Annotated in this window: 22 protein-coding genes and 1 tRNA gene; 11 read left to right on the forward strand and 12 right to left on the reverse strand. The window is 63.5% G+C overall.

Features of this window, described 5'->3' with window-relative positions:
- Window positions 1-21: 21 nt before the first annotated feature.
- Together AC3YMN_RS16370 and AC3YMN_RS16375 are read right to left on the reverse strand one after the other, a co-directional pair.
- Window positions 22-1,791: a tyrosine-type recombinase/integrase gene (locus AC3YMN_RS16370; protein ID WP_489890827.1), complete on the reverse strand. Its 1,770-nt coding sequence runs from the start codon at window positions 1,789-1,791 to the stop codon at window positions 22-24.
- Window positions 1,792-2,169: 378 nt separating this feature from the next.
- Window positions 2,170-2,243: transfer RNA gene (locus AC3YMN_RS16375), tRNA-Gln, on the reverse strand.
- Window positions 2,244-2,786: 543 nt separating this feature from the next.
- Between AC3YMN_RS16375 and AC3YMN_RS16380 the strand changes: the two genes are divergently transcribed.
- Window positions 2,787-3,977 (forward strand): Ppx/GppA phosphatase family protein, encoded by a 1,191-nt coding sequence (locus tag AC3YMN_RS16380; RefSeq protein ID WP_489890828.1) that lies wholly within the window; start codon window positions 2,787-2,789, stop codon window positions 3,975-3,977.
- Window positions 3,970-4,710: an RlmE family RNA methyltransferase gene (locus tag AC3YMN_RS16385; RefSeq protein ID WP_489890829.1), complete on the forward strand. Its 741-nt coding sequence runs from the start codon at window positions 3,970-3,972 to the stop codon at window positions 4,708-4,710. Before AC3YMN_RS16380 ends, AC3YMN_RS16385 begins: the two co-directional genes overlap by 8 nt.
- On the opposite strand, the gene AC3YMN_RS16390 is transcribed toward AC3YMN_RS16385, so the two are convergent.
- The 3 genes from AC3YMN_RS16390 to AC3YMN_RS16400 form a co-directional block, all read right to left on the reverse strand.
- Window positions 4,661-5,185 carry a DUF4126 family protein gene (locus AC3YMN_RS16390; protein WP_210258707.1) on the reverse strand — a complete coding sequence of 175 codons (525 nt, stop codon included), beginning with the start codon at window positions 5,183-5,185 and terminating at the stop codon, window positions 4,661-4,663. The genes AC3YMN_RS16385 and AC3YMN_RS16390 overlap by 50 nt on opposite strands.
- A gap of 69 nt (window positions 5,186-5,254) precedes the next feature.
- Entirely contained in the window at window positions 5,255-6,640 is a 1,386-nt protein-coding gene (locus AC3YMN_RS16395; protein WP_489890830.1) for an MFS transporter, read from the reverse strand.
- Window positions 6,641-6,676: 36 nt separating this feature from the next.
- Window positions 6,677-8,071, reverse strand: coding sequence for an MFS transporter (locus tag AC3YMN_RS16400; protein WP_489890831.1), 1,395 nt, complete (start codon window positions 8,069-8,071; stop codon window positions 6,677-6,679).
- A 318-nt stretch (window positions 8,072-8,389) separates the two neighbouring features.
- Between AC3YMN_RS16400 and guaB the strand changes: the two genes are divergently transcribed.
- The 9 genes from guaB (at window position 8,390) to AC3YMN_RS16445 (ending at window position 18,112) form a co-directional block, all read left to right on the forward strand.
- Window positions 8,390-9,892 carry an IMP dehydrogenase gene (gene guaB / locus AC3YMN_RS16405; RefSeq protein ID WP_127754352.1) on the forward strand — a complete coding sequence of 501 codons (1,503 nt, stop codon included), beginning with the start codon at window positions 8,390-8,392 and terminating at the stop codon, window positions 9,890-9,892.
- Window positions 9,893-9,959: 67 nt separating this feature from the next.
- The gene (locus AC3YMN_RS16410) at window positions 9,960-10,304 is read left to right on the forward strand and encodes a DUF3140 domain-containing protein (RefSeq protein ID WP_489890832.1); all 345 of its coding nucleotides are present in this window, start codon (window positions 9,960-9,962) and stop codon (window positions 10,302-10,304) included.
- A gap of 36 nt (window positions 10,305-10,340) precedes the next feature.
- Complete coding sequence (locus AC3YMN_RS16415) at window positions 10,341-10,766, forward strand: MAPEG family protein (RefSeq protein WP_489890833.1); 426 nt, start codon at window positions 10,341-10,343, stop codon at window positions 10,764-10,766.
- A 7-nt stretch (window positions 10,767-10,773) separates the two neighbouring features.
- Window positions 10,774-12,057 carry an RsmB/NOP family class I SAM-dependent RNA methyltransferase gene (locus AC3YMN_RS16420; protein ID WP_489890834.1) on the forward strand — a complete coding sequence of 428 codons (1,284 nt, stop codon included), beginning with the start codon at window positions 10,774-10,776 and terminating at the stop codon, window positions 12,055-12,057.
- 57 nt (window positions 12,058-12,114) lie between these two features.
- Entirely contained in the window at window positions 12,115-12,603 is a 489-nt protein-coding gene (locus tag AC3YMN_RS16425) for a TspO/MBR family protein (RefSeq protein WP_489890835.1), read from the forward strand.
- A gap of 56 nt (window positions 12,604-12,659) precedes the next feature.
- Window positions 12,660-14,231 carry a glutamine-hydrolyzing GMP synthase gene (gene guaA, locus AC3YMN_RS16430; protein ID WP_489890836.1) on the forward strand — a complete coding sequence of 524 codons (1,572 nt, stop codon included), beginning with the start codon at window positions 12,660-12,662 and terminating at the stop codon, window positions 14,229-14,231.
- Window positions 14,232-14,327: 96 nt separating this feature from the next.
- Window positions 14,328-15,212, forward strand: coding sequence for a tetratricopeptide repeat protein (locus AC3YMN_RS16435; RefSeq protein ID WP_489890837.1), 885 nt, complete (start codon window positions 14,328-14,330; stop codon window positions 15,210-15,212).
- 39 nt (window positions 15,213-15,251) lie between these two features.
- The gene (der, locus tag AC3YMN_RS16440; RefSeq protein ID WP_127754345.1) at window positions 15,252-16,703 is read left to right on the forward strand and encodes a ribosome biogenesis GTPase Der; all 1,452 of its coding nucleotides are present in this window, start codon (window positions 15,252-15,254) and stop codon (window positions 16,701-16,703) included.
- Between the two features lie 128 nt (window positions 16,704-16,831).
- Entirely contained in the window at window positions 16,832-18,112 is a 1,281-nt protein-coding gene (locus AC3YMN_RS16445; RefSeq protein ID WP_172125497.1) for a hemolysin family protein, read from the forward strand.
- Here AC3YMN_RS16445 and AC3YMN_RS16450 read toward each other — a convergent pair.
- The 7 genes from AC3YMN_RS16450 to AC3YMN_RS16480 all read right to left on the reverse strand — a co-directional run bounded on the left by AC3YMN_RS16450 (window position 18,109) and on the right by AC3YMN_RS16480 (window position 25,896).
- Window positions 18,109-18,843 (reverse strand): SDR family NAD(P)-dependent oxidoreductase, encoded by a 735-nt coding sequence (locus tag AC3YMN_RS16450; protein ID WP_489890838.1) that lies wholly within the window; start codon window positions 18,841-18,843, stop codon window positions 18,109-18,111. The genes AC3YMN_RS16445 and AC3YMN_RS16450 overlap by 4 nt on opposite strands.
- Window positions 18,843-20,333: an amidophosphoribosyltransferase gene (purF, locus tag AC3YMN_RS16455; RefSeq protein WP_489890839.1), complete on the reverse strand. Its 1,491-nt coding sequence runs from the start codon at window positions 20,331-20,333 to the stop codon at window positions 18,843-18,845. The genes AC3YMN_RS16450 and purF overlap by 1 nt, the downstream gene beginning before the upstream one ends.
- A 155-nt stretch (window positions 20,334-20,488) precedes the next feature.
- Window positions 20,489-21,136: a CvpA family protein gene (locus tag AC3YMN_RS16460; protein ID WP_127754341.1), complete on the reverse strand. Its 648-nt coding sequence runs from the start codon at window positions 21,134-21,136 to the stop codon at window positions 20,489-20,491.
- Between the two features lie 122 nt (window positions 21,137-21,258).
- Entirely contained in the window at window positions 21,259-22,659 is a 1,401-nt protein-coding gene (gene radA, locus AC3YMN_RS16465; RefSeq protein ID WP_489890840.1) for a DNA repair protein RadA, read from the reverse strand.
- A gap of 1 nt (window position 22,660) precedes the next feature.
- Complete coding sequence (locus AC3YMN_RS16470) at window positions 22,661-23,209, reverse strand: DUF1697 domain-containing protein (protein WP_489890841.1); 549 nt, start codon at window positions 23,207-23,209, stop codon at window positions 22,661-22,663.
- 68 nt (window positions 23,210-23,277) lie between these two features.
- Complete coding sequence (gene alr / locus AC3YMN_RS16475) at window positions 23,278-24,408, reverse strand: alanine racemase (RefSeq protein ID WP_489890842.1); 1,131 nt, start codon at window positions 24,406-24,408, stop codon at window positions 23,278-23,280.
- 3 nt (window positions 24,409-24,411) lie between these two features.
- The gene (locus AC3YMN_RS16480; RefSeq protein WP_127754337.1) at window positions 24,412-25,896 is read right to left on the reverse strand and encodes a replicative DNA helicase; all 1,485 of its coding nucleotides are present in this window, start codon (window positions 25,894-25,896) and stop codon (window positions 24,412-24,414) included.
- Window positions 25,897-26,060: the final 164 nt, after the last annotated feature.

The raw sequence follows: 26,060 nt of genomic DNA on the forward strand, positions 1-26,060 counted from the left end.
TGCGAGCGGCACCAACAACGGTTAATCAGATCGGCTACCGCCGAATTTGTTCCAGGCTTCGATCCAGGGCGTAAAGTCCACGAAGTCCGGTAGCCTTTCAATCGCCTCTTTCAGTTCGGAGATCTCAAAATTCTCCTCGCGGCGGAGGCGCTCGCTTTCTCGTGCTTGTCTATCCCTTGCCTGAGACGCATGACCGGCCAGTGTGTCCACAAGGTGCTCGCGCACGCCAGCCCTCAGCAGATCCGTCACAAAGCGATGCCGGAGCGGGTGGAAACACCCGTCGGACTGCGTACCGTTTTTTCGCACGACAACAATGCCCTGATGGTCGATCACCCGGCCGAAACGTTTGCCGAGGCCGTCCCCAAGCTTGTCGTCACCGCTGGCCGAGAGGTCTGCAAACAGCCGTTCATCCGGATTCCGCCCGGTTACGAGCGCTTCAATGAAGCCGAGCCCCAACAGCCGGCTATGGATCGGCACATGGCGTTTCGAAGCCGGTTTCTTAAGATCAAGGTCGTGAGCGTACAGGTCGAACACCCAAATGCCTGCAATCTGCCGGACATGCCGTACTTTGAGCTGGGCGAACTCTTCTCGCCGCATGCCATGCAGCAATGCGATCGGGAAGCCCCAATAGAGGCTGTCGCGGATTATGACCTCGCCTGGAGCATTCACGTAATAGGCCGATTTTCGACCGGTCCACACAGGATGTTTCGCAATGATCTGGACTTGCTCAACCGAGTAGGCTGGACGCTCCTCGTTCGGCTTCAAACCAGTGACCATAACACCGGTTTTCACATGCAGGTTTTTCCAGAACGGACGAGTGGTTTCCGGCAGGTGATCGTTGTCCAGCGCCCATTCAAAGATCGGTGCGATGGTACTGAGGTGGCGGTTTACCGTAACGTTGCTGATTTTCTGGTAGCTGCCAGCAGCGCGCTCCACCGCGACAGGGTCTGCTTGCTTTTCAGCAGATGCGATCTTCATCCATTCTGCGCGTGCATCGGCTCGCGCCCATTCAATGACTTCAAGGATCGTCAGCTTTCGCGACGCCTCGGACTTCCAGTAGACCTTTGGGATTTTCTGAAGGGTCGAGCGGTAGTCAAGGAAATCTGCTCTTTTGTAATCGGTCACAGGCAGATCGCCTACCGTTTCAATCCAGATCTGCAGGCTACCTTTCATTTCGTCCCGCAAGGTTGACTTGACCTGGCTCGCTGCAATCCTCGCGTCGAGGCACGTTTTTGCCAGCTCGGAAAAGGGGACCCCTGGTTTGTTCGGGGTTGTCACGGAAGTTGTCATCCCGCACTTAAGGCCATCAACATGTGTTGCCGGAGCCTCCTTGGTCGGCCCGGGTTCAGCCGCACGTTGGCCATGGGCTCTGTCAAGGCCGAGATGCTTTTCCAATGCGCTCAGCCGATTCTGCCAATCGCCAACGGGAAGGCCGCGGCGGCGGCTTGCCAAGCCGTGGATCGAAGCGGTTGTTGCGGCTGACTGGAGATAGTGGGCAGCGAGGCCTAGACTGATGGCACGGCCTCCTTCGGCGAGTGCTGCACTCTGCGCGAGAACGCCAGCTTTTTGGGCGATCTCGGCGACGTAAGGATCTTCGTAGGCGCTGTGGCCGTCTGCGACCCGACCAATCAGACCGATCGCCATTTCCGCCAAATCGGTGGCCTGCTGCCTTGGATCGCCCAGCACATGGCCATATTGAGTGATGTTTCGAGCAGTCGCGATTTCATCGTCTTCGCGCCAACCGGCAATTGCGGTCTCGACAAGCTTGGTGAGGGCAGCGCTGTTCAACATAGGATCAGTCTTGGCTCGCTCAAAAAGTTATCAATCTCGACAGCCAACTTGCGGCCAAGCCGCTCTGCCAAAGCGGAGGAGATAACCCCAAGTCTGGATCTCTGTAGATGCAAGCCTTACCTGGAGGAACTCAGGTACCTTCCGGCGGAAGTAGGTAATGCGACCTTTCAGGCGCGTGTAGTGTCCGGTGCGCATGTCGATGCATGCCCCCAACTGACGGGCACGACAGTTTCGGCTGGGTATGTCGCTCCCCTGCGACTCCAGAAACCGAATCGTGTCCGGTGGCCAACTCGGTGGCCAAACTGGTGGGAAACCACGCAGTCGGGCCGGCGGCGTTGGCTCTAACCTTCAGGGAACAAAGAGTTTTTGCTGAGAGATTGGCTGGGGAACCTGGATTCGAACCAAGATTGACGGAGTCAGAGTCCGCTGTTCTACCGTTGAACTATTCCCCAATGCGCAAGCGGCATCGGTGGGCTGTGAGCGAGCCCGGCGCTGGGAGGCTGGCCGGGGTGTGCCCTGCTGGCTTCGGGGCGGCTTTTAGCACATTGGCGGTGGTGATCAAGGGGCTGTGGCGGATAAAGCAGCGGGAAGTGGATAAACCTGGCCGAGCCAAGGGCGTGGCCTACGGGGAAGCGGCACCGAGGAGCCGATCTGAGGGTAGATAACTGGCCAGAATTGCCCACCGATCGCGGCTGTCCCGCTCCGCTGTTGTGGGCTCTTGCCATGCTCCTTTCGTGCGCTCGGACCCTTTGCAGGGAGTTGGCGTCCGGCTTGAGCAAGAGCCACAAGGGGACGGGCTACAAAGGGACAAGCGGGGCGCGCGCAACAGGGCAAGGTCGATATCCATACCTCCCTCAAGAGGATAGCGGACAGCAACAATCCTTGCCATTGCGCTTGGGCGCCCCTTGCACTACCTTACACGGTGACACGCAATAAACAGTGCCCGGGCGCGTCCGGAAAAGCCGGACCGGCGACCGTGCACGCAGGAGTTCACAGTGACCGATCCCGATCGGTCCGCTGCAGCGCCGTCGCTTGCCGACGATGCGCCATTCCGTTCCCGGCCAGCGCAAGGCCAGCCGGGCAGGGAAGAGGGGGCCGGTGCGCCTCCATACCCCTCGGAACAGCGGACATCAGCCGCACCTCCACCTCCCCGCCGGCATCGGGGCACCATCTATGCCGCTCTCGATCTCGGCACCAATAATTGTCGGCTCCTGATTGCCCGGCCCCATGATGGCGGCTTTCGGGTGCTGGATGGCTTTACCCGCATCGTGCGACTGGGCGAGGGCGTTTCGGTGACGGGCCGGCTTGGCGATGCCGCGATGGACCGCACGGTCGAGGCGCTGCGCCATTGCCGCAACAAGCTGCGCGAGCATCAGCCCGCCCGCATGCGCCTGATCGCCACGGAAGCCTGCCGGGCGGCCGAGAATGGCCCCGCCTTTTTGCAGCGGGTCAAGGATGAGCTGGGGATCGAGCTCGAGATCGTCGATCGCCGCACGGAAGCCGAGCTGGCCGTGACCGGCTGCGCCGACCTCATCGATGGTGGGGCGCAGGGCGCCCTGATGTTCGATATCGGGGGTGGCTCATCCGAGCTCGCCTGGCTCGATTTCCGCGGCGGCCGCCCCAAGGCCACCGGGCGCATGTCCGCCTCGATCCGCTCCTGGCAGTCGCTGCCGGTGGGCGTGGTGTCGATTGCCGAGCGCTTCGGGGGCGTTGACGTCACCCCGGCGGTGTTTGAAGCCATGGTCGCCTATGTCGCCGAGCAGTTGCGCCAGTTCCGGGGCCGCGAAAAGCTGCGCCAGATGATCACCACCCATCCCGTGCACTTGATCGGCACCTCGGGCACGGTGACGACGTTGGCGGGGCTGCATCTGGGGCTCGAGCGTTATGAGCGGCAAAAAGTCGATGGCTTGTGGATGAACCGCGCGGAGGTTGATGAAACCATGCGCGTGTTGCTCAACATGCCATTCGATCGCCGGGTGGCTCACCCCTGCATCGGGCGCGACCGGGCCGATCTGGTGCTGCCGGGCTGCGCGATCTTTGAAGCCATCCGGCGCGAATGGCCGGCTGAACGCGTGCGGGTGGCCGATCGGGGCCTGCGCGAAGGGATCCTGATTTCGCTGATGGATGCCGACAAGACCCGAACGCGCGCCTCGCGCTATCCGACGCGGAGAAGCAGCAATGGTTGACAAGGCACTGGGTACGGGCGGGCGCAAGTCCGACAAGGACCTCAAGATCCGGGTCAAATCGGCCAAGGGACGCAAGGTTTCATCCACCAAATGGCTGGAGCGGCAGCTCAACGACCCCTATGTGGCGCGGGCGCGTGCTGCGGGCTATCGCTCGCGGGCGGCGTTCAAGATCAAGGAGATGGATGAAAAGCACCATCTCTTCCGCAAGGGCATGCGCGTGGTCGATCTGGGCGCGGCGCCAGGCGGCTGGTCCCAGGTCGCGGCTGCGGCGACCGGCTCCACCGACGCCAATCCGCTGATCGTGGGGATCGATTACCTGGAAATGGATCCCATTCCGGGCGTGATCCTGCTGCAAAAGGATTTCACTGACGACGATGCGCCGGCCATGCTGATCGAGGCGATGGGCGGCAAGAAGGCCGATCTCGTGATGTCTGACATGGCCTGGCCCACCACCGGCCATCGGCCGACCGATCACCTGCGGATCGTGCACCTGATCGAGATTGCGGCGGACTTTGCGCTCGACGTTCTGGCGCCGGGGGGCACCTTTGTGGCCAAGGTGTTCCAGGGCGGCACCGAGCATGAGCTGCTGCACATGCTCAAGCGCCACTTCCGCACCACCCAGCATTCCAAGCCACCGTCCAGTCGTTCCGACTCGGCGGAGGCTTATCTGCTGGCCAAGGGTTTCAAGGGGCGCCAAGCGCCCGAGGCGGCGGCGGAAGACGACGAGGACTAGTGTCCTCCAAGGCGCGGGTGCTGGCATGGCTGGCATCGGCCACGACCCAGGCGGTGGCGCCCAGCATCACCGCATCTTCCACGAGGCCGGTCGTGGTCTGTCCATGGTCGCGCATTGCCGCCATGCGCGCATTAAAGGTGAGATAGGCGGCGGCGAGAGCCCCGGCCGCGCCCAGCAACGCGCCGGTATAGCGCTGTTCGCGCGGCGCCAGCGCCATGCCGGTGATGGCGCCGGTGATCGCGCGGGCGGCCAGGCCCGGCGCAATGATCCGGTCGGGTGAGGAGGGCAGTTTGTCGCCCAGCAATTCGCCGGCGGCGAGCGCGACGGTGCCCGCAACCACCAGGGGATGACCCAAGAAGGGCGGGGCGCCGTTATCGGCGGGCAGGGCACCGCGATTGGCGGCAATGGACACGGCCGCAAGGGGGCTCAGCGCCCGCATGCCACCGGCCATGCCGATCAGAAGGGAATGAAACAAGCGCAGAACTCCGTGGCTGGATTGATCCTGCCAGCAACGGGTGGGCTGTGCCTGAGTTCCCGCCCCCTCCTACTCGGCGGCCGGGGCTGGGCGCGTCAGCTGGTGGCCGGCATTGCCGGGCAGGCGCATGAACAGCGCCGTCGAGATCAGGCACATCCCGGCCAAAACGAAAAACGCCAAATGGAAATCGGCGAGGATCAACTCGCCCCCCCGCAGGGCATTGCTGGCCTCGAGGATACCACCGCCCAGCGCCACGCCAAGGGCGATGGTCAGCTGCACATTGACCTGGCTGATCACATTGGCCTGGCCGGCGTCCTTGTCGTTGATGTCGGAAAACACAAAGGCATTGCTGCCGGTCCAGAAGATGGATTGCCAAAAGCCCACCACAACGAGAATGGCGATGATCAGGGGCAGGGGCGTTTGGGGGGTATAAAGCCCCATGGCGACGAGCCCCAGCGCCGACACGGCCGTCGCGACCACAAGGGCGTTGCGGAACCCCATGCTGGCAAAGATCTGGTTGGCGACGAATTTGGCGACAATGGCGCCAACGGCTCCGGCGAAGGTGACCATCCCTGACTCAAAGGGCGACATGCCAAAGCTGAGCTGCAGCATCAGGGGAAAGAGGAACGGGATCGCGCCCTGGCCCAGGCGGAAAAACGAGCCGGCCACCACGGCGCTGCGGAAAAACGGAAAGCGCAACAGCCGCAGATCAAACAGCGGCTTGGGGGTGGCCAGCGCGTAGCGAACGTAAAGCAGGCCGAGCAAAATGCCCAGCACCGTCGCAATCACGCCAAACATGGGCGGCAGGGCGGGCAGGCTGATCACCGAGGTGCCAAAAACAAAGAGCGCGAAGGCGCTGCCGGCCAGGATGAAGCCTTTGAAATCCATCGTGCCCGGTTCGATCCGCTCCATTTCGGGCAGGAACTTGCTGACGAGAGCGATGCCGACCATGCCGATCGGCACATTGATCAGGAAGATCCAGTGCCAGGACAGATAGGTGGTGAGAAAACCGCCAAATGGCGGGCCCACGATGGGCCCGATGAGCCCGGGGATGGTCAGCCAGGCCATGGCCGCGACGAGGTCGTGCCGGGCGGTGGAGCGCACCAGCACGAGGCGCGCTACGGGCGTCATCATCGCGCCGCCCATGCCCTGAAGGAAGCGGGCGCCGACAAAGGTTTCCAGCGAATTGGCAAAGGCGCAGGCGAGCGAGCCCAGCACGAAGACGCCCATGGCCCAGCGAAACACGGTACGCGCGCCAAACCGGTCGGCCATCCAGGAGCTGATGGGGATAAAGATCGCAAGCGCCACGAGATAGGCCGTCAGCGCCAGCTTGAGCGAGATCGGGTCGGTGCCGATATCGCTGGCAATGGCGTTGAGCGAGGTCGAGATGACCGTGGCGTCCATGTTTTCCATGAACAAGGCGGTGGCGAGGATCAGGGGCGTGATGCGGGACAAATCTGTGTTCGAGCATAGGGGCGGCGGCCCCCGCACTCACTCCTTTGTGGCAACCAGGGCCTTGTAGCCCGAGACATTGTTGCCCGCTTCCGCGGGGAGGCGAAGATAAACGAGGCCGGCAAGGGCGCTGACGCAACCAACAACGAAAAACGCGATCTGGAAGTCGGCGAGGGACAGTTCCCCGCCATGGGTGCGGGTGCTGATTTCCAGCACCGCCCCTGCGACCGCAACGCCAAAGGCGATGCTCAGTTGCTGGGCTACAGCGACGATTGCGGTGGCCTGGCTGGCATCCTCGTCGCTGATATCGGCATAGCCCAGCGCGTTGGAGCCGGTAAAGAACATCGAACGCAAGACGCCCCCGACCAGCAGCACGGCCATGATCAGGGGCACCCAGGTGGTGGTCGTAAAGGTGCCCTGCACCGCGATCAGCACGCCCCCGATGATTCCGGCAACGGCCAGCACATGGGGAAAGCCGAACCAGGCAAAAACGCGTTCGGCGATGAACTTGCTCATGATGGCGCCGATTGCCGACACAAAGGTGATGGCGCCCGACTGGAAGGGGTTAAGCCCAAAGCCCAGTTGCAGCATCAGGGGCAAGAGGAACGGCACGGCGCCAATGCCGATGCGGTAGATCGAGCCGCCGATGATGGAGGAGCGGAACAGGCGCTGGCGGAACATGCGCGGGTCAAGCAGCGGGTATTTGGTGCGCCGGGCATGGAGCAGATAAAAGATGCCGGCGACGACCCCTACCGCAATGGTCAGATAGCCATAGATCAGGGGCAGGGCGGGCAGGCTGATCACCGAGAGGCCAAACACCGTGCCGGAAAAGGCGACGCTGGCGAGCAAAAAGCCGACGGCGTCGATGGGGCGCGAATTGCGCTCGTCCTTGACCTTGAGGAAGCGACCCGCGAGCAGGATGCCGGCAATGCCGATGGGAATATTGATCCAAAAAATCCAGTGCCAGCTCAGATAGGTCGTGAGGAACCCACCGATCAGCGGGCCGGTGAGCGGCCCGATCAGCCCGGGCACGGTCAGCCAGGCCATGGCGGCAACGAGCTCGTTACGCGGGGTCGAGCGCACCAGCAGCAGGCGCCCAACCGGGGTCATCATCGAGGAGCCGATGCCCTGAAAGAAGCGCGAGATCACAAAGGTCTCGAGCGAATAGGAGAACGAGCAGGCGAGCGAGCCCAGCATGAACACGAATATGGCGATGCGGAAAATGTTCTTGGCCCCGAAGCGGTCCGCCATCCAGCCGCTAATGGGGATGAAGATGGCCAGCGCCACGAAATAGCTGGTCAGCGCCAGTTTCAGCGCCACCGGCTCGGTGCCGATGTCCACCGCAATGGCGGGCAGCGAGGTGGCGATCACCGTGGAGTCCATCTGTTCCATGAACAGGGCGACCGCCAGGATGAGGGGTGTAACGCGGATCAAGGGAAAACCGGGGCAAAGCAAAAGAGGGGCCGACGCAGCAGCCAATGCCAGTATGGTCGCCAGCGGCGGCACTGGAAAGCGCAAACAAGTGTTGATCGACCAAATGATGAATGCTTGCTCTTGCCGCGCTATATTGGCCGCGCTCGCCATGGGCATGCGCGCCATGCAAAGCCGGCACCCCCGCTGCGCGGCCGCCCCCCTATGCAGCGCAACCGGGGGGTGCTAGAGACCCTCGCCAACCTGAACCCGGCGCCCCGCTCGCCCCGTTCACATCCCCAAAGCTCTGATCCCCCTCAGACCACCGGAAAGTTATTGGCATTGGCAAAGATCATCACCACCATCACCGGCGATTCCGCCCTCACCTTTGATGACGTGCTGCTGCAGCCGGCACGCTCCGATGTGTTGCCCGGCGAAACCGACATCGCCACCTATGTGACGCGCGACATCGCGCTCAACCTGCCCATCCTGTCCTCGGCCATGGATACGGTCACCGAAAGCGCGATGGCCATCGCCATGGCGCAGGCCGGCGGCATGGGCGTGATCCACAAAAATCTCACCCCGGCCGAGCAGGCCGAGCAGGTGCGTCAGGTCAAGAGTTTTGAATCGGGCATGGTGGTCAACCCCATCACTATCGGCCCTGATGCGACCCTGGCCGATGCGCTCTCGCTGATGCAGACCAACCGCATTTCGGGCATTCCCGTGGTGGAAAATGGCGGCAAGGGCGGACGCATGACCGGCAAGCTCGTCGGTATCCTCACCAACCGCGATGTGCGCTTTGCTTCCAATCCCGCCCAGCGCATTGCCGAGCTGATGACGCATGAAAACCTCATCACGGTGCGCGATGGCGTGTCCAAGGACGAAGCCAAGGTGCTGCTGCACAAGCACCGCATCGAAAAGCTGCTGGTGGTCGACAGCGAGGGGCGCTGCACCGGGCTCATCACCGTCAAGGATATCGAAAAAGCCCAGCTCAACCCCAATGCCGTCAAGGACGCGCAGGGGCGCCTGCGGGTGGCCGCTGCCTCCACCGTCGGTGATGCCGGGTTCGAGCGTTCGCTCGCGCTGATCGAGGCGGGCGTCGACCTCCTCGTCATCGACACCGCCCATGGTCACTCGGTGCGGGTTGCCGAGGCGGTCGAGCGCGTGAAGCGCGAAAGCAATTCCACCCGCATCATGGCGGGCAATGTCGCCACCGCGGAAGCCACCCGCGCGCTGATCGACGCGGGTGCGGACGCGGTCAAGGTCGGCATCGGTCCCGGCTCGATCTGCACCACCCGGATCGTTGCGGGCGTAGGCGTGCCGCAGCTGGCAGCCGTGATGGCCTGCGCCGAAGAAGGCGCCAAGCATGGCGTGCCCGTGATCGCCGATGGCGGCATCAAGTTCTCGGGCGACATGGCCAAGGCCCTGGCCGGCGGCGCCTCCTGCGTGATGGTGGGCTCGCTCCTCGCCGGCACCGATGAAAGCCCGGGCGAGGTTTACCTCTACCAAGGCCGCTCCTATAAATCCTATCGGGGCATGGGCTCGGTGGGAGCCATGGGCTCGGGCTCGGCCGACCGCTATTTCCAGCAGGATGTGCGCGACCAGATGAAGCTCGTGCCCGAGGGTATCGAAGGGCAGGTGCCCTATAAAGGTTCGGCCGGCGCCGTGCTGCACCAGCTCGCAGGGGGCCTGCGCGCGGCCATGGGGTATACCGGCGCCCATAATCTCGAGGACTTCCGCAACAATTCGGTGTTCGTCAAGATTTCGGGCGCGGCGCTCAGCGAATCGCATGTGCATGATGTGACCATCACCCGCGAAGCCCCGAACTACCGCAGCGCCCGCTAAGGCGCTGACGGAACGCCGCCCTGCCGCACCCGTTACCCCCGGGCACAAACTCCGGGGGGTGGCTAGCATGGACGAGGCTGAGAAGGACGCGATCCGCAAGGATTTCAACGAAGCGGTCAACATGGCGCCCGCCGAGCTCAACAAATGGCTGGCCTCCGAGCACAGCCAGAAGGTCGGCTGGCCCAAGGATCGCGACGAAGGCGAAGAATCGGTGGGCCACCAATCGGGCCAGCGCATCATCGAGATCAAGCGCAAGCCCAAGGCCGAGCTGACCGATGACGACTACCAGCATATGCGCAAGGTGGTTGGCTATGTGCATCGCCACCTGGCGCAGCGCCCGAGCGGTGACATCAGCGAAACGCCGTGGCGTTTTTCGCTGATGAACTGGGGCCATGACCCGCTGAACGACTAATGCCGCATTCACGCTGTCTCACCGGGGGCTTGCCTCATGCCGCTCAATGCCAAGCTCCTTGTGCTCGCCATCGCGGCGCAGGTGCTGCTGACCCTGGTCATCCTTGTGCTGATGGGGCGCGAGCGGGTGCCGCGCGTGATGTCGGGCGAGATCAAGGTCACCGATATTGCGGTGGAAAAAACCGCCTATCCGCTGCGGGCGCGACTGCTGTCCAACAATTTCGACAACCAGTTTCAGCTGCCGGTGCTGTTTTACATTTGCGCGCTGCTGGCGCTCTGGGCTGGGGTGCCGAACCTGATTGAAGTGGTGCTCGCCGCCGTGTTCGTGGCTTCGCGCTACGTTCACGCCGCCATTCACGTCACCACTAACCATGTGCAACAGCGCTTTGCCGCCTATGGCCTTGGCCTTGCGGTGCTGGCCATCTTCTGGCTAGTGCTGCTGTTCCGCATTCTTTTAGCCTGAGTTGCCCATGCGCCTTCCCGGCCGCCTTGCCGCTGCAATTGCCGTTCTGTCCGAGGTAGAAACGCGCAAGCGCCCCGTTTCCGAAGCGCTCAAGGCCTGGGGGCTGGCCAACCGCTTTGCCGGCGCCGGTGATCGCGCCGCCATCGGCAATCTCGTTTATGATGCGCTGCGCCACCGCGCTTCCCATGCCTTCCTGATGGCCAGCGATTCCCCGCGCGCCCTGGTGCTTGCCGTCGCCCTGCGCGACTGGCAGGAGGATCCGCAGGCGCTCAACGCCGCTTTTGCGGGCGACAATCATGCCCCCGAGCCGCTGAGCGAGGACGAGATCGCCCGTGCCGCCGGCAGCCTTGATGGGGCGCGCGCTCCTGTGCGCGCCGATCTGCCGGAATGGCTGGCGCCCTCGCTCGAGCGGGCCTTTGGTGCCGATTGGGTGGCCGAAGGGGCCGCCATGGCCACTCGTCCGTCGCTCGATCTGCGCGTCAATACGCTCAAGTCGAGCCGCGAACGCGTGCTCAAGTCCCTTGCGCGCTTCAACCCGCAGCCTACCGCCATTGCGCCCCAGGGTGTGACCATGCCGGCCGGGCCTCGCGATGCGCGCACGCCCAATGTCACCACCGACGAGGGCTATCTCAAGGGCTGGTTCGAGGTGCAGGACCAGGGCAGCCAGATCGTGTCGGCCCTCGCCAATGCACAGCCCGGCGAACAGGTGCTCGATCTCTGCGCCGGGGCCGGGGGCAAGACCCTCGCCTTGGCGGCAGCTATGGGCAACAAGGGCCAGATCTTTGCCTATGACAGCGATCGCAACCGTTTGGCGCCCATTTATGATCGCCTCAAGCGCAATGGCGCGCGCAATGTGCAGGTGCGTGCCCCCCATGAGGGCGCGCTCGATGACCTCATGGGCAAGATGGATCGCGTCGTCATCGACGCCCCTTGCACCGGCACGGGCACCTGGCGGCGGCGCCCCGACACCAAATGGAAGCTTTCGCCTGAACTCCTGGCGACGCGGATGGGCGAACAAGCGGCGCTGTTGCGCGAGGGCCTCGCCTTCCTCAAGCCGGGTGGCACGCTCGTTTACATCACCTGCTCGATCCTGCCCGAGGAGAACGACGATCAGATCGTTGCCCTCCGCGCCGAGCATCCCGAGTTGGTCTCGATGGCACCGGCCGATCTCTGGTCGGCCGCATTCGGCACCGCGCTGCCCGAGGGCGTTGCGACCGCTGCGGGCGGCATTGCCCTGACCCCGCGCCTGACCGGCACGGACGGCTTTTACTGCCACATCCTGCGTCGGTGAAACCGAGGGGGCGCCACGGCGTTCAGCGGGGGACCTCTGTTCAACCGCGAGAGCCCAATGTCCAGCGTTTCGACCGCCGATCATCGCACCCCGCGCTCCTGGCTGCTTCTCGCCGTCTTTGTGGTCGGGGTGCTGGGGATCGGCTCGCTGATCGGGGTGTTCACCGGCGGGGGCGGCGAATGGTACGACAATCTCGAAAAGCCGTTCTTCAATCCGCCCAGTTGGGTGTTCGGTCTGGTCTGGTCGACGCTTTACGTGCTGATCGGCATTGCCGGCTGGCGCATCTTTATGATCGATCCGCGCAGCACCGCGATGAAGCTGTGGTGGGCGCAGATGGTGCTCAATTTCGCCTGGTCGCCGGTCTGGTTCGGCGCGCATCTCTTGTGGCCGGCCTTTGTGGTGATCGTTCTCATGTGGCTGGCGATCATCGGCTTCATGCTGATGGCGCGCCCGCTCGACAAGCTCGCCAGCTGGCTGTTCCTGCCCTATTTGCTGTGGGTGAGCTTTGCCAGTGCCCTCAATCTTTCGATTGCACTTTTGAACTAGGCAGGCATGCATCCGCGAGGCTTGCACTTAGCTCTTTGTGCCGGTAAATGCTCGCCATGCAGCACCCCCAGAAAGATCCCGAGACCGACGCAATCCTGATTGTGGACTTCGGTTCGCAAGTCACCCAGCTGATTGCGCGCCGTATCCGCGAAACCGGGGCTTATTGCGAAATCCATCCCTTCCAGCACGCGGCCCAGGCGGCCGCGAAGCTCAAGCCGCGCGGCATTGTGCTCTCAGGCAGCCCCGCTTCGACGCTGGACGAGAACGCCCCCACCATTGATCCCTCACTGCTCGAGGCCGGCGTGCCGATCCTTGGCATCTGCTATGGCCAGCAAGCCTTGTGCATGGCGCTGGGCGGCACGGTGGAAGCGGGCCATCACCGGGAATTCGGCCGCGCCGAGCTGACCGTGCAAAAGCACTCGGCCCTCACCACTGGTGTCTGGGAAGTTGGCACCGAGCACCAGGTCTGGATGAGCCATGGCGACCGCGTCGTCACCATCCCGCCCGGCTTTGAGATCGTGGCCACTTCGCCCGGCGCGCCCTTTGCCATGATCGCCGATGAAAGCCGGCGCATCTGGGCTACCCAGTTCCACCCCGAAGTGGTGCACACCCCCGACGGGTCCAAGCTTTTTGCCAATTTCGTCCATGAAGTGTGCGGCGTGGCGTCCAACTGGACCATGTCGGCTTATCGCGACAAGATGATCGAGCGCATCCGCGCCCAGGTCGGCACCGGCCGGGTGATCTGCGGGCTGTCGGGGGGCGTTGATTCCTCGGTGGCCGCCGTGCTGATCCACGAAGCCATCGGCGATCAGCTGACCTGCATTTATGTCGATCACGGCCTGATGCGCCTCAACGAGAGCGAGCAGGTCGTCAGCCTCTTCCGCGACCACTACAATATCCCGCTCGTGCATGTGGATGCCTCCGAGCTGTTCCTGCGCGAGCTGACGGGGCAGGTGGATCCCGAGACCAAGCGCAAGATCATCGGGCGCCTCTTTATCGAGACCTTCGAGGCGGAAGCCGAAAAGCTCGGCGGCGCCGAATTCCTCGCTCAGGGCACGCTCTATCCCGACGTGATTGAAAGCGTTTCGTTCACCGGCGGGCCCTCGGTGACCATCAAGTCGCACCACAATGTGGGCGGCCTGCCCGAGCGCATGAACATGAAGCTCGTCGAGCCGTTGCGCGAATTGTTCAAGGACGAAGTGCGGGTGCTCGGCCGCGAGCTTGGCTTGCCCGAGAGCTTTATCGGTCGCCATCCCTTCCCCGGGCCGGGCCTGGCCATCCGCTGCCCCGGCGGGATCACGCCAGAAAAGCTCGATATCCTGCGCAAGGCGGACGCCATCTATCTCGACGAGATCCGCAAGTCGGGCCAATACGACAAGATCTGGCAGGCCTTTGCCGTGCTCTTGCCGGTCCAGACCGTGGGCGTAATGGGCGACGGGCGAACCTATGAGTTCGTGTGTGCGCTGCGCGCAGTTACATCGGTGGACGGCATGACCGCCGATTTCTACCAGTTCGACATGAACTTCCTTGGGCGCACCGCCACCCGCATCATCAATGAAGTGCGCGGCATCAACCGGGTGGTCTATGACGTGACCTCCAAGCCCCCCGGCACGATCGAGTGGGAGTGAGCGGCCGGCCGGTCGCCCACTCAAGCCCATTCCGTTTGCAATCGCGGGGACCCATGGTAATGCTCCCCGCACTTCTCCAACGACGTCAGGCCGCCCATGTCCCAGGACAACATCTTTCGCGAAGTCGACGAGGAACTGCGCTCTGATCGCATGCGCGCGTTCTGGCGCCGCTTTGCGCCCTATATCCTGGGTGCAGCCGTTGGCGTGGTGCTGATCGTTGCCATCAACGAAGGGTGGTCCTGGTACCAGTCGAGCAATGCGGCGCAGTCCTCGGACGAGCTTTATGCGGCCTTTGACCTCGCCGACGGGGGCGACCTTGCCGCGGCCCAAACCGAGCTCGACCGCCTGATCGCCGATGGGTCGGGCGGCTATCCGGTGCTGGCGCAGTTCCGCAAGGCGGGGCTGCTGGCCAAGGAAGGCAAGGCGGCCGAGGCCGTAGCCGTTTACGACGAACTGGCCAATACCCAGTCCAATCCGCGCCTGCGCGAGCTCGCGCTAGTGTTTGCCGGCACGCTTCTGGTAGATAACGGCACCCTTGCCGATGTGCAGACGCGCGTTGAAACCATCGCCACCGAAGGCAATCCGCTGCGCAATGCGGCGCGCGAAGCCATGGGGCTGGCGCAATACAAGGCGGGCGACTTTGCCGCCGCCCAGGCCAGCTTTGAATCGGTGCTCAACGATCCCCTGACGCAGAACACCACGCGCCAGCGCATGGGCTATTATCTCGGCCAGATGGTGTCGGAAGGCGTGATTGCGCCCGAACCGATCCCCGATAGCGAAGCTACGCTGCAATCGAGCGAAACCGTCGTCGTCGACGAGGCCGCGCCCGTCGAGCCGGCAGCTGAGGCACCCGCTCCAGAAGCTGCGGCACCCGCTGCGCCAGAAGCTGTTGCCCCGGCCCCGGCCACGGACGCGCCTGCAGCTGCGGCTCCCGCGGCTCCGGCTCCGGCCACCCCAACCACCGATCCTGTCCTTGAATAACGGCGGAGCCTTGCGCCCCGCCCACCAGAAAGCCATGCCATGACCGTCACCGTAGCCATTGTCGGTCGTCCCAATGTCGGCAAGTCGACCCTGTTCAACCGCCTGGTCGGCCGCAAGATCGCGCTGGTCGACGATACACCCGGCGTCACCCGCGACCGGCGCGAAGCGGAAGGCCATATCGCCGATCTCACCTTTCGCGTGCTCGACACCGCCGGCTATGAGGATGTCACCGACGGCTCGCTGGAAGACCGGATGCGCCAGCAGACCGAGCTGGCCATTGCCGAAGCCGATGTGATCCTCTTCATGATCGATGCGCGCGCCGGCGTTGTGCCGCTCGACCAGCGCTTTGCCCAGGTGCTGCGCAAGGCCGGCAAGACCGTCCATCTCGTGGGCAACAAGGCTGAAAGCAAGGCTGCAGAAGCGGGGCTCGTGGAAGCCTTCAAGCTCGGCTTTGGCGAACCCATCGCGCTGTCGGCCGAGCATGGACTGGGGCTGTCCGAGCTTTATTCCATCGTCGGCCAGGCCATCGATGCCGCGGCCGAAAAGCAGCAGGCCGAAGCCATTGCCGATCTCGATGCCATGCCCGAGGTCGATATCGACATCACCCCGGACATGCTCGAAGGCGAGGGCGATGAGGCCACGCTGCGCTGGAACCCGCGCCGCTATCTCAATGTCGCCATCGTCGGCCGCCCCAATGCCGGCAAATCCACGCTGATCAACCGCATGGTCGGGGAAGACCGCGTGCTGGTGGGCCCCGAAGCCGGCATCACCCGCGACTCCATTCTCGTGCCCTGGGAATGGGAAGGGCGCACGATCAATCTCGTCGACACCGCCGGCATTCGCCGACGCTCGCGCGTGCAGGAAAAGCTCGAAAAGCTCGCCGTGGGCGATAGCTTGCGTTCGATCCAGTATGCCGAAGTCGTCGTGCTGATGCTCGACGCCACGATCCCGTTCGAAAAGCAGGATCTGGCGCTGGCCGACCTGGTGGAGCGCGAAGGCCGCGCCATGGTGATCGCGCTCAACAAATGGGATCTGATCGAGGACAAGAACGCCACGCTTTCGGCCCTGCGCGAAGCCTGCGACCGGCTCTTGCCGCAGCTGCGCGGTATTCCCCTGGTCACCCTTTCGGGGCTGACCGGGCGCAATATCGACAAGCTGATGGACGCGATCTTCACCATCGAGCGCGCCTGGAACTCCCATGTTTCCACCGCGCGCCTCAACCGCTGGCTCGCGGGCATGGTCGAGGGGCATCCGCCCCCGGCCGTTTCGGGCCGCCGCCTCAAGCTGCGCTATATGACGCAGGCCAAGACCCGGCCACCCAGCTTTATCCTGTTTGCCTCGCGCCCCGATGCCCTGCCGACGGCTTATCAGCGCTATCTGGTCAACGGGATGCGCGAAGCCTTTGATATCAAAGGCACGCCCATTCGGCTCTGGGTGCGTTCGGGCAGCAATAACCCCTATAACGATCCTAGCAAGCGCCGGCTGGGCTAGCCAAACCGGACGAAGCATCAACACCCCATGGTGCTTCGGCTCGCTTTGCCTCATAATCAACGCGTCTGAAGCGACCCGATGCTGAGTGCGGGGCCGCGTATCACGTTGAAATCTTGTTCCTAGAAATCCTGATCGTAATCGTTCTGACCATCGTCAATGGCGCGTTGGCCATGTCCGAGCTCGCCGTTGTTTCCGCCCGGCCCGCGCGCCTGCGCACCATGGCCGATGCCGGCAACAAGGGGGCTGAGGTCGCCATCCATCTGGCCGAGGACTCCGGCAAGTTCCTGTCTTCGGTGCAGATCGGCATTACCCTCGTTGGCATCCTGTCCGGCGCCATTTCAGGTGCGACGCTTGGCCTGCGCTTCACCGACTGGCTCGAAGCCCTGGGTGTCCCCGATAACATCGCCGATGTGGTGGGTGTGGGCGGCGTGGTGCTGTTCATCACCTATATCTCCTTGATCCTGGGCGAGCTGGTGCCCAAGCAGATCGCTCTCCGCGACCCTGAAGGCGTTGCCGCCCGCGTCGCCCCCGCGATGAAGCTGCTGGCCAAGGTTGGCTCGCCCATCGTCTGGGTACTCGACATCTCGGGCAAGGCGGTGCTGACCCTTTTGGGGCAGGGCGGCCAGATGGAAGAAACGGTCACCGAAGAAGAAGTGCGCACCATCATCGCGGAAGCCACCACGGCCGGCGTGATCGAGACCGACGAGCACTCCATGATCTCGGGCGTCATGCGTCTCGCTGATCGCTCCGCGCGCGGCCTGATGACGCCGCGCCTCGAAGTGGATGTGATCGATCTTGCCGATGACGGCGCTGAAATCCGCCGCAACATCCTGAGCACGCACCGTTCGCGCCTCCTCGTGCAGGACGGCGACGCCGACTCCATCATTGGCGTCGTGGCTATCACCGATCTTGTCGCCACTTTCGCCAACGGCCAGCCGCTCGATATCCGCAAATTCGTGCAGCCTGTACCAGTAGTCATGGATCATGCTGATGCACTCGACGTGGTGCGCGCCATCCGCAACTCCACCGTGCACATGGCGCTGGTCGTGGATGAATACGGCCATTTTGAAGGTATCGTGACCTCCGGCGACATTCTGGAAGTCATCACCGGCGTGTTCCAGGAAGAAACCGGCGACGATCCGGCCGTGGTTCGGCGCGAAGACGGCTCCTATCTGGTCGCCGGCTGGATGCCTGTGGACGAGTTCAGTGAAAAGCTCAAGGTCGCCATCCCCAAGGATGCGCGTTTTGAAACGGTGGCGGGCTATGTGCTTTCGACCATCAACCGCCTGCCCGCCGTGGGCGAAACCTTCGAGCACGACGGCTGGCGCTTTGAGATCGTTGATCTCGATGGCCGCAGGATCGACAAGGTGCTGATGACGCGACTCGATGGCGTCACGACAACGGCCTAGAGCGGGGTAAACCCGCCCTGGCGCATGTCATAGATCTGGCCGGTCTGCGTCAGCGACGGGCTCAGCAAATCCACCAGGCGCGGCGCAACATCCTGCGGGCGGGGCAGGGTCTCAGGATCCTCCCCCGGCATCGCTTTGGCGCGCATCGCCGTGCGCACGGCGCCGGGATAGAACACATTGACGCGCAAGCGGGTTTGCTCGACCTCGCCGGCATAGGCCTTGGCCAGGGCGTCCGCCGCGGCTTTGCTCGCGGCGTAAAGTCCCCAATAAGGCCGAACATTGCGCGCAGCGCCCGAGGACACGAACACAACCCGTCCATCTGTCGCTTGGCGCAGCAGCAGGTCGGTGGCGCGGATCAGCCGGTAATTGGCGGTGACATTGACCGCCATCACCGATTCAAATTCTTCGGGCTTGAGATGGGGCACGGGCGACAGCGTGCCCAGCATGCCGGCATTGGCGATCAGGCCATCCAGCGCACCCCAGCGCTCGAATATCGCCGCGCCCAGCCGGTCGATGGCATCGCCATCGCGTAGGTCGAGCGGCACGAGCGTCGAGGACGAGCCGAGTTCCTGGATTTCGTCATCCAGTTCCTCGAGCGCCCCTACGGTGCGGGCGACCGCCACCACGTGGGCGCCACGGCGCGCGGCTTCGAGGGCGCTGGCATAGCCGATACCGCGCGATGCGCCGGTGACCAGGACAACTTTGCCCGCAAGATCGTGTTCTGCAGGCATTAACCAGCCTCTCGCAACAAGGAAATCTGCTTGGGTTCGTTCTTGGAGCGCCCGTTCAGATCCGTCAACTGTGTTGGGTAGTCGCCGGTGAAATAATGGTCGGTAAACTGGGGCGCCTGGGGATTGCGCTTGGCGCCGCCCACAGCTTCGTAGAGCCCGTCAATGGAGAGGAACTCCAGCGAATCGGCGCCGATGAACCGACACATGGAAGCGAGGTCCGCGTGCTGGTTGGCCAGGAGCTTGTCTGGGTCGGGCGTGTCGATGCCGTAATAATCGGAATAATGGATCATGGGGCTGGCGACGCGGATATGGACTTCCCTCGCGCCCGCTTCGCGGATCATCTGCACGATCTTCACCGAGGTGGTGCCGCGCACGATGGAATCGTCGATCAGCACCACCCGCTTGCCCGCGATCTCGGCGCGGTTGGCCGAGTGCTTGAGCTTGACGCCAAAGGCACGGATGGACTGCGTCGGCTCGATAAAGGTGCGGCCCACATAGTGGTTGCGGATAATGCCGAGCTCAAATGGGATGCCGCTCTGCTGGGCAAAGCCGATGGCTGCGGGCGTGCCGCCATCGGGCACGGGCACCACCACATCGGCATCGACCGGAGCTTCCTTGGCCAGGTTCATGCCCATGCGCTTGCGCGCGGCATAAACACTGCGCCCGGCGACCACGGAGTCAGGGCGGGCGAAATAGACATATTCGAACAGGCACATCCGCTCCTGACGGGGCGGAAAAGGCTTGAGTGATTCGATGCTGATCGAGCCGTCGGGCTGGATTTCGCACACCACCACTTCGCCATTCTCGACGTCGCGTACAAACTTGGCGCCGATGATATCGAGCGCGCAGCTTTCCGAAGCAAAGATGGGCTTGCCATCCAGATCGCCCAGCACCAGCGGGCGGATGCCGTTGGGGTCGCGTGCGCCGATCAGCTTGGTGCGCGTCATCGCCACCATGGCATAGGCACCTTCAACTGCCCCGATCGCATCCACGAACCGGTCCGAGGACGAGGTGCGCTGCGAACGGGCGATCAGGTGCAGGATCACCTCGGTATCCGAGGTCGACTGGCAGATCGCGCCCTGCGCGATCAAGCGCCGGCGCAGGGTCAGCCCATTGGTCAGGTTGCCATTATGGGCGATGGCAATGCCGCCGACTTCCAGTTCGGCGAACAAGGGCTGCACATTGCGCAGAATGGTTTCGCCGGTGGTGGAATAGCGCACATGGCCCATGGCCATGGAGCCGGGAATGCGCTTGAGCGTCGCGGGGTCGGTGAAGTGGTCGCCCACCAGCCCCAACTGACGCTCGGAGTGAAACTGGCGCCCATCAAACGAAACGATGCCGGCCGCTTCCTGCCCCCGGTGCTGCAGCGCATGCAGCCCCAGCGCAGTCAGTGCCGGGGCATCGGGATGCCCCAAAATGCCAAACACCCCGCACTCTTCATGCAGGGTGTCGCCGTCAAGATCGAAATCGTCATCGCTCGGATGGACCACCGGGCTCTCCATTTCAGGCTTGTGCGGTAGCCGGTGCGAAGTGTCCGGCGCAGAAACAATAGCGGATGGCGACCCATACCTTATTCAGGCGGCATGTACCAATGCCGATATGGCCCGGCAGGCATGCCCATGCTGGCCGGGTCACCAAGGCTTGATCACGCCCCCGTAGCTGGCGTGACCGGTGCGGGAGGCGTTGTCGGCGCGCCTGCCGGCGGCGGGACTGTGCCGTCCTCATTGGTATCGGTGCCTTCGTCGGCAGGACCGGGGGCGTCCTCGGCGTCATCGGTCAGGCCAGTGCCACCCTTGAGGATTTCGGTAACCTGTTCTTCTAGGTCAGGAGGCAGCATTGCGATCAGCGAATTCCCCATGCTTTGCAGATGCGGCAGGGTCTGGGACTGGGCGGCCCAGGGGGGCAGGTTGCTGCCCAGGAGCCAGGTGCCGAAAATGGTGACGACAATGGCGATCAGCACACCCCGCAGCACGCCGAACACAAAGCCCAGCGTACGGTCGATCGGCCCAACCCGGCTATCCACCACAAAGTCGGCAATCCGCATGGTGAGCAGATGCAGCACGATCAGGGAAATGATGAAGGTGCCAACTACGGTGGCGATATCGGCGACCACCTGTTCGGCGATATATTGCCGCGCGATCTCGGGGTGATATTGCCACATATAGATGGCAATGGCGGCCGAACCGGCCCAGGTGGCGAGTGACAAGACTTCGCGGGTCAGGCCGCGGGCTGTGGCCAGGATTGCTGAAATCAGCACCAGCACACCAACACCGACATCGAACGCTGTTAGCATAGTCTATTTGCCTGTTCTGCTTGTTGGGTCAGGTGCAACAAGCGCCTCGTTTAACTGCTTTAAGCTGAGATGCCAAGGGCAGGACCCGGGGGCGCGGCAGGATGTCCCCTGAAAGGCGCTGCTTAGTCGTCCTCGCCGGAATGGGCGGGCGCCTTGCCATTGGCGGCAATGCGCCCAACCAGTTCGGACAACACCGAAAATTCTGCGATGTCGAGCCCGCCATGCCGGTCATTGCTGGCGAGGCGCCCGGTGGAAGCCGACTTGAACCCAAGCTTATGGGCTTCGCGCAGGCGCAAGGAGCCGTGCACCACCGGCCGCACACCGCCGGCGAGAGAGATTTCGCCGAAATACACCGCATCCGCCGGCAGGGGCGAACCGGTGAGGGACGAGATCAGTGCGGCTGCCACAGCGAGGTCGGCCGCCGGTTCGTTGATCTTGAGCCCGCCCGCCACGTTCAAATAGATGTCGTTAGCGCCGATCCGCACGCCGCAGCGGGTTTCCAGCACCGCCAGCACCATGGACAGGCGCGAGGAATCCCAGCCCACCACGGCCCGCCGGGGCGTACCCAAGGGGGAGGGCGACACCAAGGCCTGGATTTCAACCAGCAGCGGCCGAGTGCCTTCGAGCCCGGCGAACACGGCCGAGCCGGCGGCGCCTTCGTCCCGCTGATCCAGGAACAGCGCCGATGGATTGGCCACCTGTTCGAGCCCCCGCTCGGTCATGGCGAAAACCCCGATCTCGTCGGTTGCGCCATAGCGGTTCTTGACGCCGCGCAGGATGCGGAAAGTATGGCTGGTGTCGCCCTCGAAATACAGCACGGCATCCACCATGTGCTCGACGACGCGTGGGCCGGCGATCTGGCCGTCCTTGGTAACATGGCCCACCAGCACCACGGCGGCGCCGCTTTTCTTGGCAAAGCGCGTCAGCGCCTGGGCGGAGGTGCGCACCTGGGTGACGGTGCCCGGCGCACTGTCGACGCGGTCGGTCCAGAGGGTCTGGATGGAGTCGATGATGACAAGATCGGGCGGCGGCCCGTTTTCGAGCGTGGCGAGAATGATCTCGACATTGGTTTCGGCCGCGAGCAACACTTCGGCTTCCCCCAGGCCCAGCCGCTGGGCACGCAGGCGCACCTGCGCCACCGCTTCTTCGCCCGACACGTAGACGACCCGCTTGCCACGATTGGCGAGTGCTGCCGCCGACTGCAGCAGGAGCGTCGACTTGCCGATGCCGGGATCGCCACCCACGAGGAGGGCCGAGCCCATGACAAAGCCACCGCCGGTCACCCGGTCGAGTTCGGCAATGCCAGTGATGACGCGCGCCGCGGTTTCGGTTTCCCCCGAAAGCGGCACAAGATTGGTTGGCTTGCCGCCGGCCTTGGCCGATTTGGGTCCCGCGCCCACGCCGCTATCGGTAAGTTCCTCGACAATGGTGTTCCACTCGCCGCAAGCGTCGCAGCGGCCCTGCCAGCGGCTGGTGACCGCACCGCAGGCTTGGCAGACAAAGGAAGAGCGCGATTTTGCCAAGTCAGTGATCCTTCTGCTCGCGGGCGCTGGCGCGTTCGGCCAGTCCTTTGAGTGTATTCCAGTTGCGGGCGGTGGCGGTGCCCGATCGCTTCTCGATCAGACCGGGAAGCTTGGGGCTGGCAGAGATCTGCCTGGTATAATCGACGATCAGGTGGTTGGCCTCGACATGCAATTGTTCCGGGCCGTTATATTGGGCGACCCAGCCGAAGTCCGGGCTGGGGTCCACAAAGAAATACACGCCCATCTGCCCGCCACGCTCCGCCGCCGCTTCGGGAAAGGGATTGCTGTCCACCAACTGGCGCACCTGCGCTGAGGTGCGCACCACGGCCACATTGCCGGGGCCCAAGCCCAAGCCGCGGACGATCTCGTTCATCCGGCGCTCCACCGCGGATGGCGTATCGTCGCTTTGCACGATCATGTTGCCGGTAGCGATATAGGTCTGCGGCGCGGTAAAGCCGGCGGCCGCTACCGCATCGCGCCAGGCGGCCATGGACATGATCTTGTGCGTGACCGGACCGATGGCCCGCAGCAGGATCACATATACGCCCATCGCACCCTCTCGTTTCACCTCAGGCAATACGACAAGGACGACGGGGCGGCAAGAACAAAAGACGAACGCTAATCCTCGCCGAGGCCGTCGCCGAGATATACCCGGTTGACCCGAGCCAGCCGCAGCGAAGTCAGCAATTCATAGCCTATCGTATTGCCGGCATCGGCCTGCTCGTCCACCGGCACATTGGCGCCCAGGATTTCCGCCGCTTCACCGGGAAGGGGCAGGTCGGAACCGAGCTCGGTGATGTCGACGATGGAAAGGTCCATCGAGATGCGCCCGATGATGGGGCAGAGCTTGCCGCGAATATAGGCCTTGGCGGTCTGCCGCGCCGTTGCCGAGGACAGCGAACGCAGCCAGCCATCGGCATAGCCGTGACCAAGGATCGCCAGACGGCTGTCGCGCGCCAGCGAATAATGGGCGCCGTATCCAACGGTTTCCCCGGTGCGGGCTTCGCGGATCTGCAGGATGGGCACGTGCAGCGTTGCCACGGGCGCCATCGGGTTGCGGCGCCCGTTGACCGCGCGCCCGCCATAAAGGGCGATGCCAGGTCGTACCATCTGGAAATGATATTCGCGTCCGGTCATCAGCCCGGCCGAATTGGCGAGCGAGGCCGGGATATTGGGGAATTGGTTGAGCACGGAGCTGAACAGCGCCAGCTGCGTGCGGTTCTTTTCATGGTTGGGCTGGTCGGCACAGGCTAGGTGGCTCATCAGCATTTGCGGCTGATAACCAAGCGCCGCGGTGCGCTCGCGCACTTCCTCGGCCTCGTTGAGCCGAAAACCCAAGCGGTTCATGCCGGTATCGAAATGGAAAGCGCAAGGATAGGCCTCGTTGCGCTCCACGCATTTGGCCAGCCATTCCTCAAGCATAGGGATCGAGGAGATCACCGGCATCAGGTTTTGCCGCACGTAAAGATTGGCCGCCCCAGGGTAAAGCCCGTCCAGCACAAAGATATGGGCTTCGGGCAGGGCGGCGCGCACTGAAAGCGCCTCGTCAGGGGTTGCGGTGAAAAAGAATCGGGCGCCTGCCCCAAACAGGGCCTTGCTGGCCTGGGTGATGCCGGTGCCATAGGCGTCCGCCTTCACGACGGCGCCAGTCAGCGCTCCGGCGCTGACCTTGTCGAGGGCGCGCCAGTTACGGGCCAGCGCGCCAAGATCGATGCTCAACTGGCCGCCCAGGCCGGATTGCAGGGCCATGAATTATTCCATTCGCTCGGGGAGGTAATCGGCGCGGGCCAGATTGCCGAAACGGGTATATTGCGCCTCAAACGATAGCTGCACCGTGCCGGTGGGGCCGTGACGCTGCTTGGCGATGATCACTTCGGCCTTGCCATGCACCTTTTCCATCTCGCTTTGCCAGGCAATGTGCTCGGGCGTGCCCTCCTTGGGCTCCTTGTTCTTGAGATAGTATTCTTCGCGATACACAAACATCACCACATCGGCGTCCTGCTCGATCGAGCCCGATTCACGCAAGTCGGCGAGCTGGGGATGCTTGTCGTCGCGCGCTTCCACCTGACGGGACAGCTGGGACAGCGCGATGATGGGCACTTCCAGCTCCTTGGCCAGCGCCTTGAGCGTGGTGGTGATCTCGGTCAACTCCTGCACGCGGTTCTGGCTCGAAGATTTGGACGAGCCGGACAGCAGTTGCAAATAGTCGACGATCAAGAGGTCCAGACCCTTTTGCCGCTTCAGGCGCCGGGCTCGCGCGGCCATCTGCGCCACTGAGATGCCGCCGGTGTCGTCGATATAAAGGGGCACCCGGCTCATGGCATTGGAAACATCCACCAGCTTGGAAAACTGGCTGTCGTGAATGCGGCCGCGGCGGATATCGGAGGAGGAGATTTCCGCCTGCTCGGCCAGAATACGGGTGGCAAGCTGTTCGGAGCTCATTTCGAGGCTGAAAAAGCCAACAATGCCGCCATCCACCGTGCGGTTGTGCCCGTCGGGGGTGACATCGCCCTTCCAGGCCTTGGCGACGTTGTAGGCGATATTGGTCACGAGCGAGGTCTTGCCCATGGCGGGGCGGCCGGCCAGGATGATCAAGTCCGAGCGCTGCAACCCGCCCATCTGTCGGTCAAGGTCGTGCAGCGCGGTGGCAACGCCCGAAAGCCCACCGTCGCGCTGAAAGGCTTCGCCGGCCATCCGGATCGAGGCGGTGAGCGCCGCGCCAAAGGCCTGAAAGCCGCCGTCATAGCGGCCTTTTTCGGCGAGCTGGAACAACTCGCCCTCGACCTTTTCGATCTGCTGGTTCGGACTCATGTCGACGTCCGACTCATAGGCGACCGACACCATCTCCTCGCCCACAAGGATCAGGTTGCGGCGAATGGCCAGGTCATAGATCGCCCGCCCATAATCGGCGGCGTTGAGCACCGTGGTTGCTTCGGCCGCCAGCCGCGCCAGATATTGCGGCATGGTCATGTCGGCGAGCAGCTGCTCGGGGAGGTGGCTCTTGATGGTGATCGGATCGGCCGATTTGCCGGCCCGGATGAATTTGCCGATCACCTCGTAGATTTCGCGGTGGATGGGCTCGTAGAAATGCACGGGCTCGAGAAAGTCCGAGACCCGGTAGAACGCCTCGTTGTTGACCAGGACCGCGCCCAGCAGTGCCTGTTCGGCCTCCACATTGTGGGGCGCCAGACGAAGGGGCTTTTCTTCGGCGCGGGGGAAGTGCGCGATCTCTGCCATGCGGACCTCCTTAGGGATCGTTAACGCTTCTTAACCATGGCACGGAGCCGGGAGTCTCGCGCTACGCCACAAAGGTTAACGGCTGGCGAACAAGGCTGTGAACTATGGGCATAACGGGGATGGCGGGCGCGATTGCCTTGCTAGCGCGCGAACGCGGCAGGATG

Source organism: Devosia sp. Z11_6, assembly GCF_058133665.1.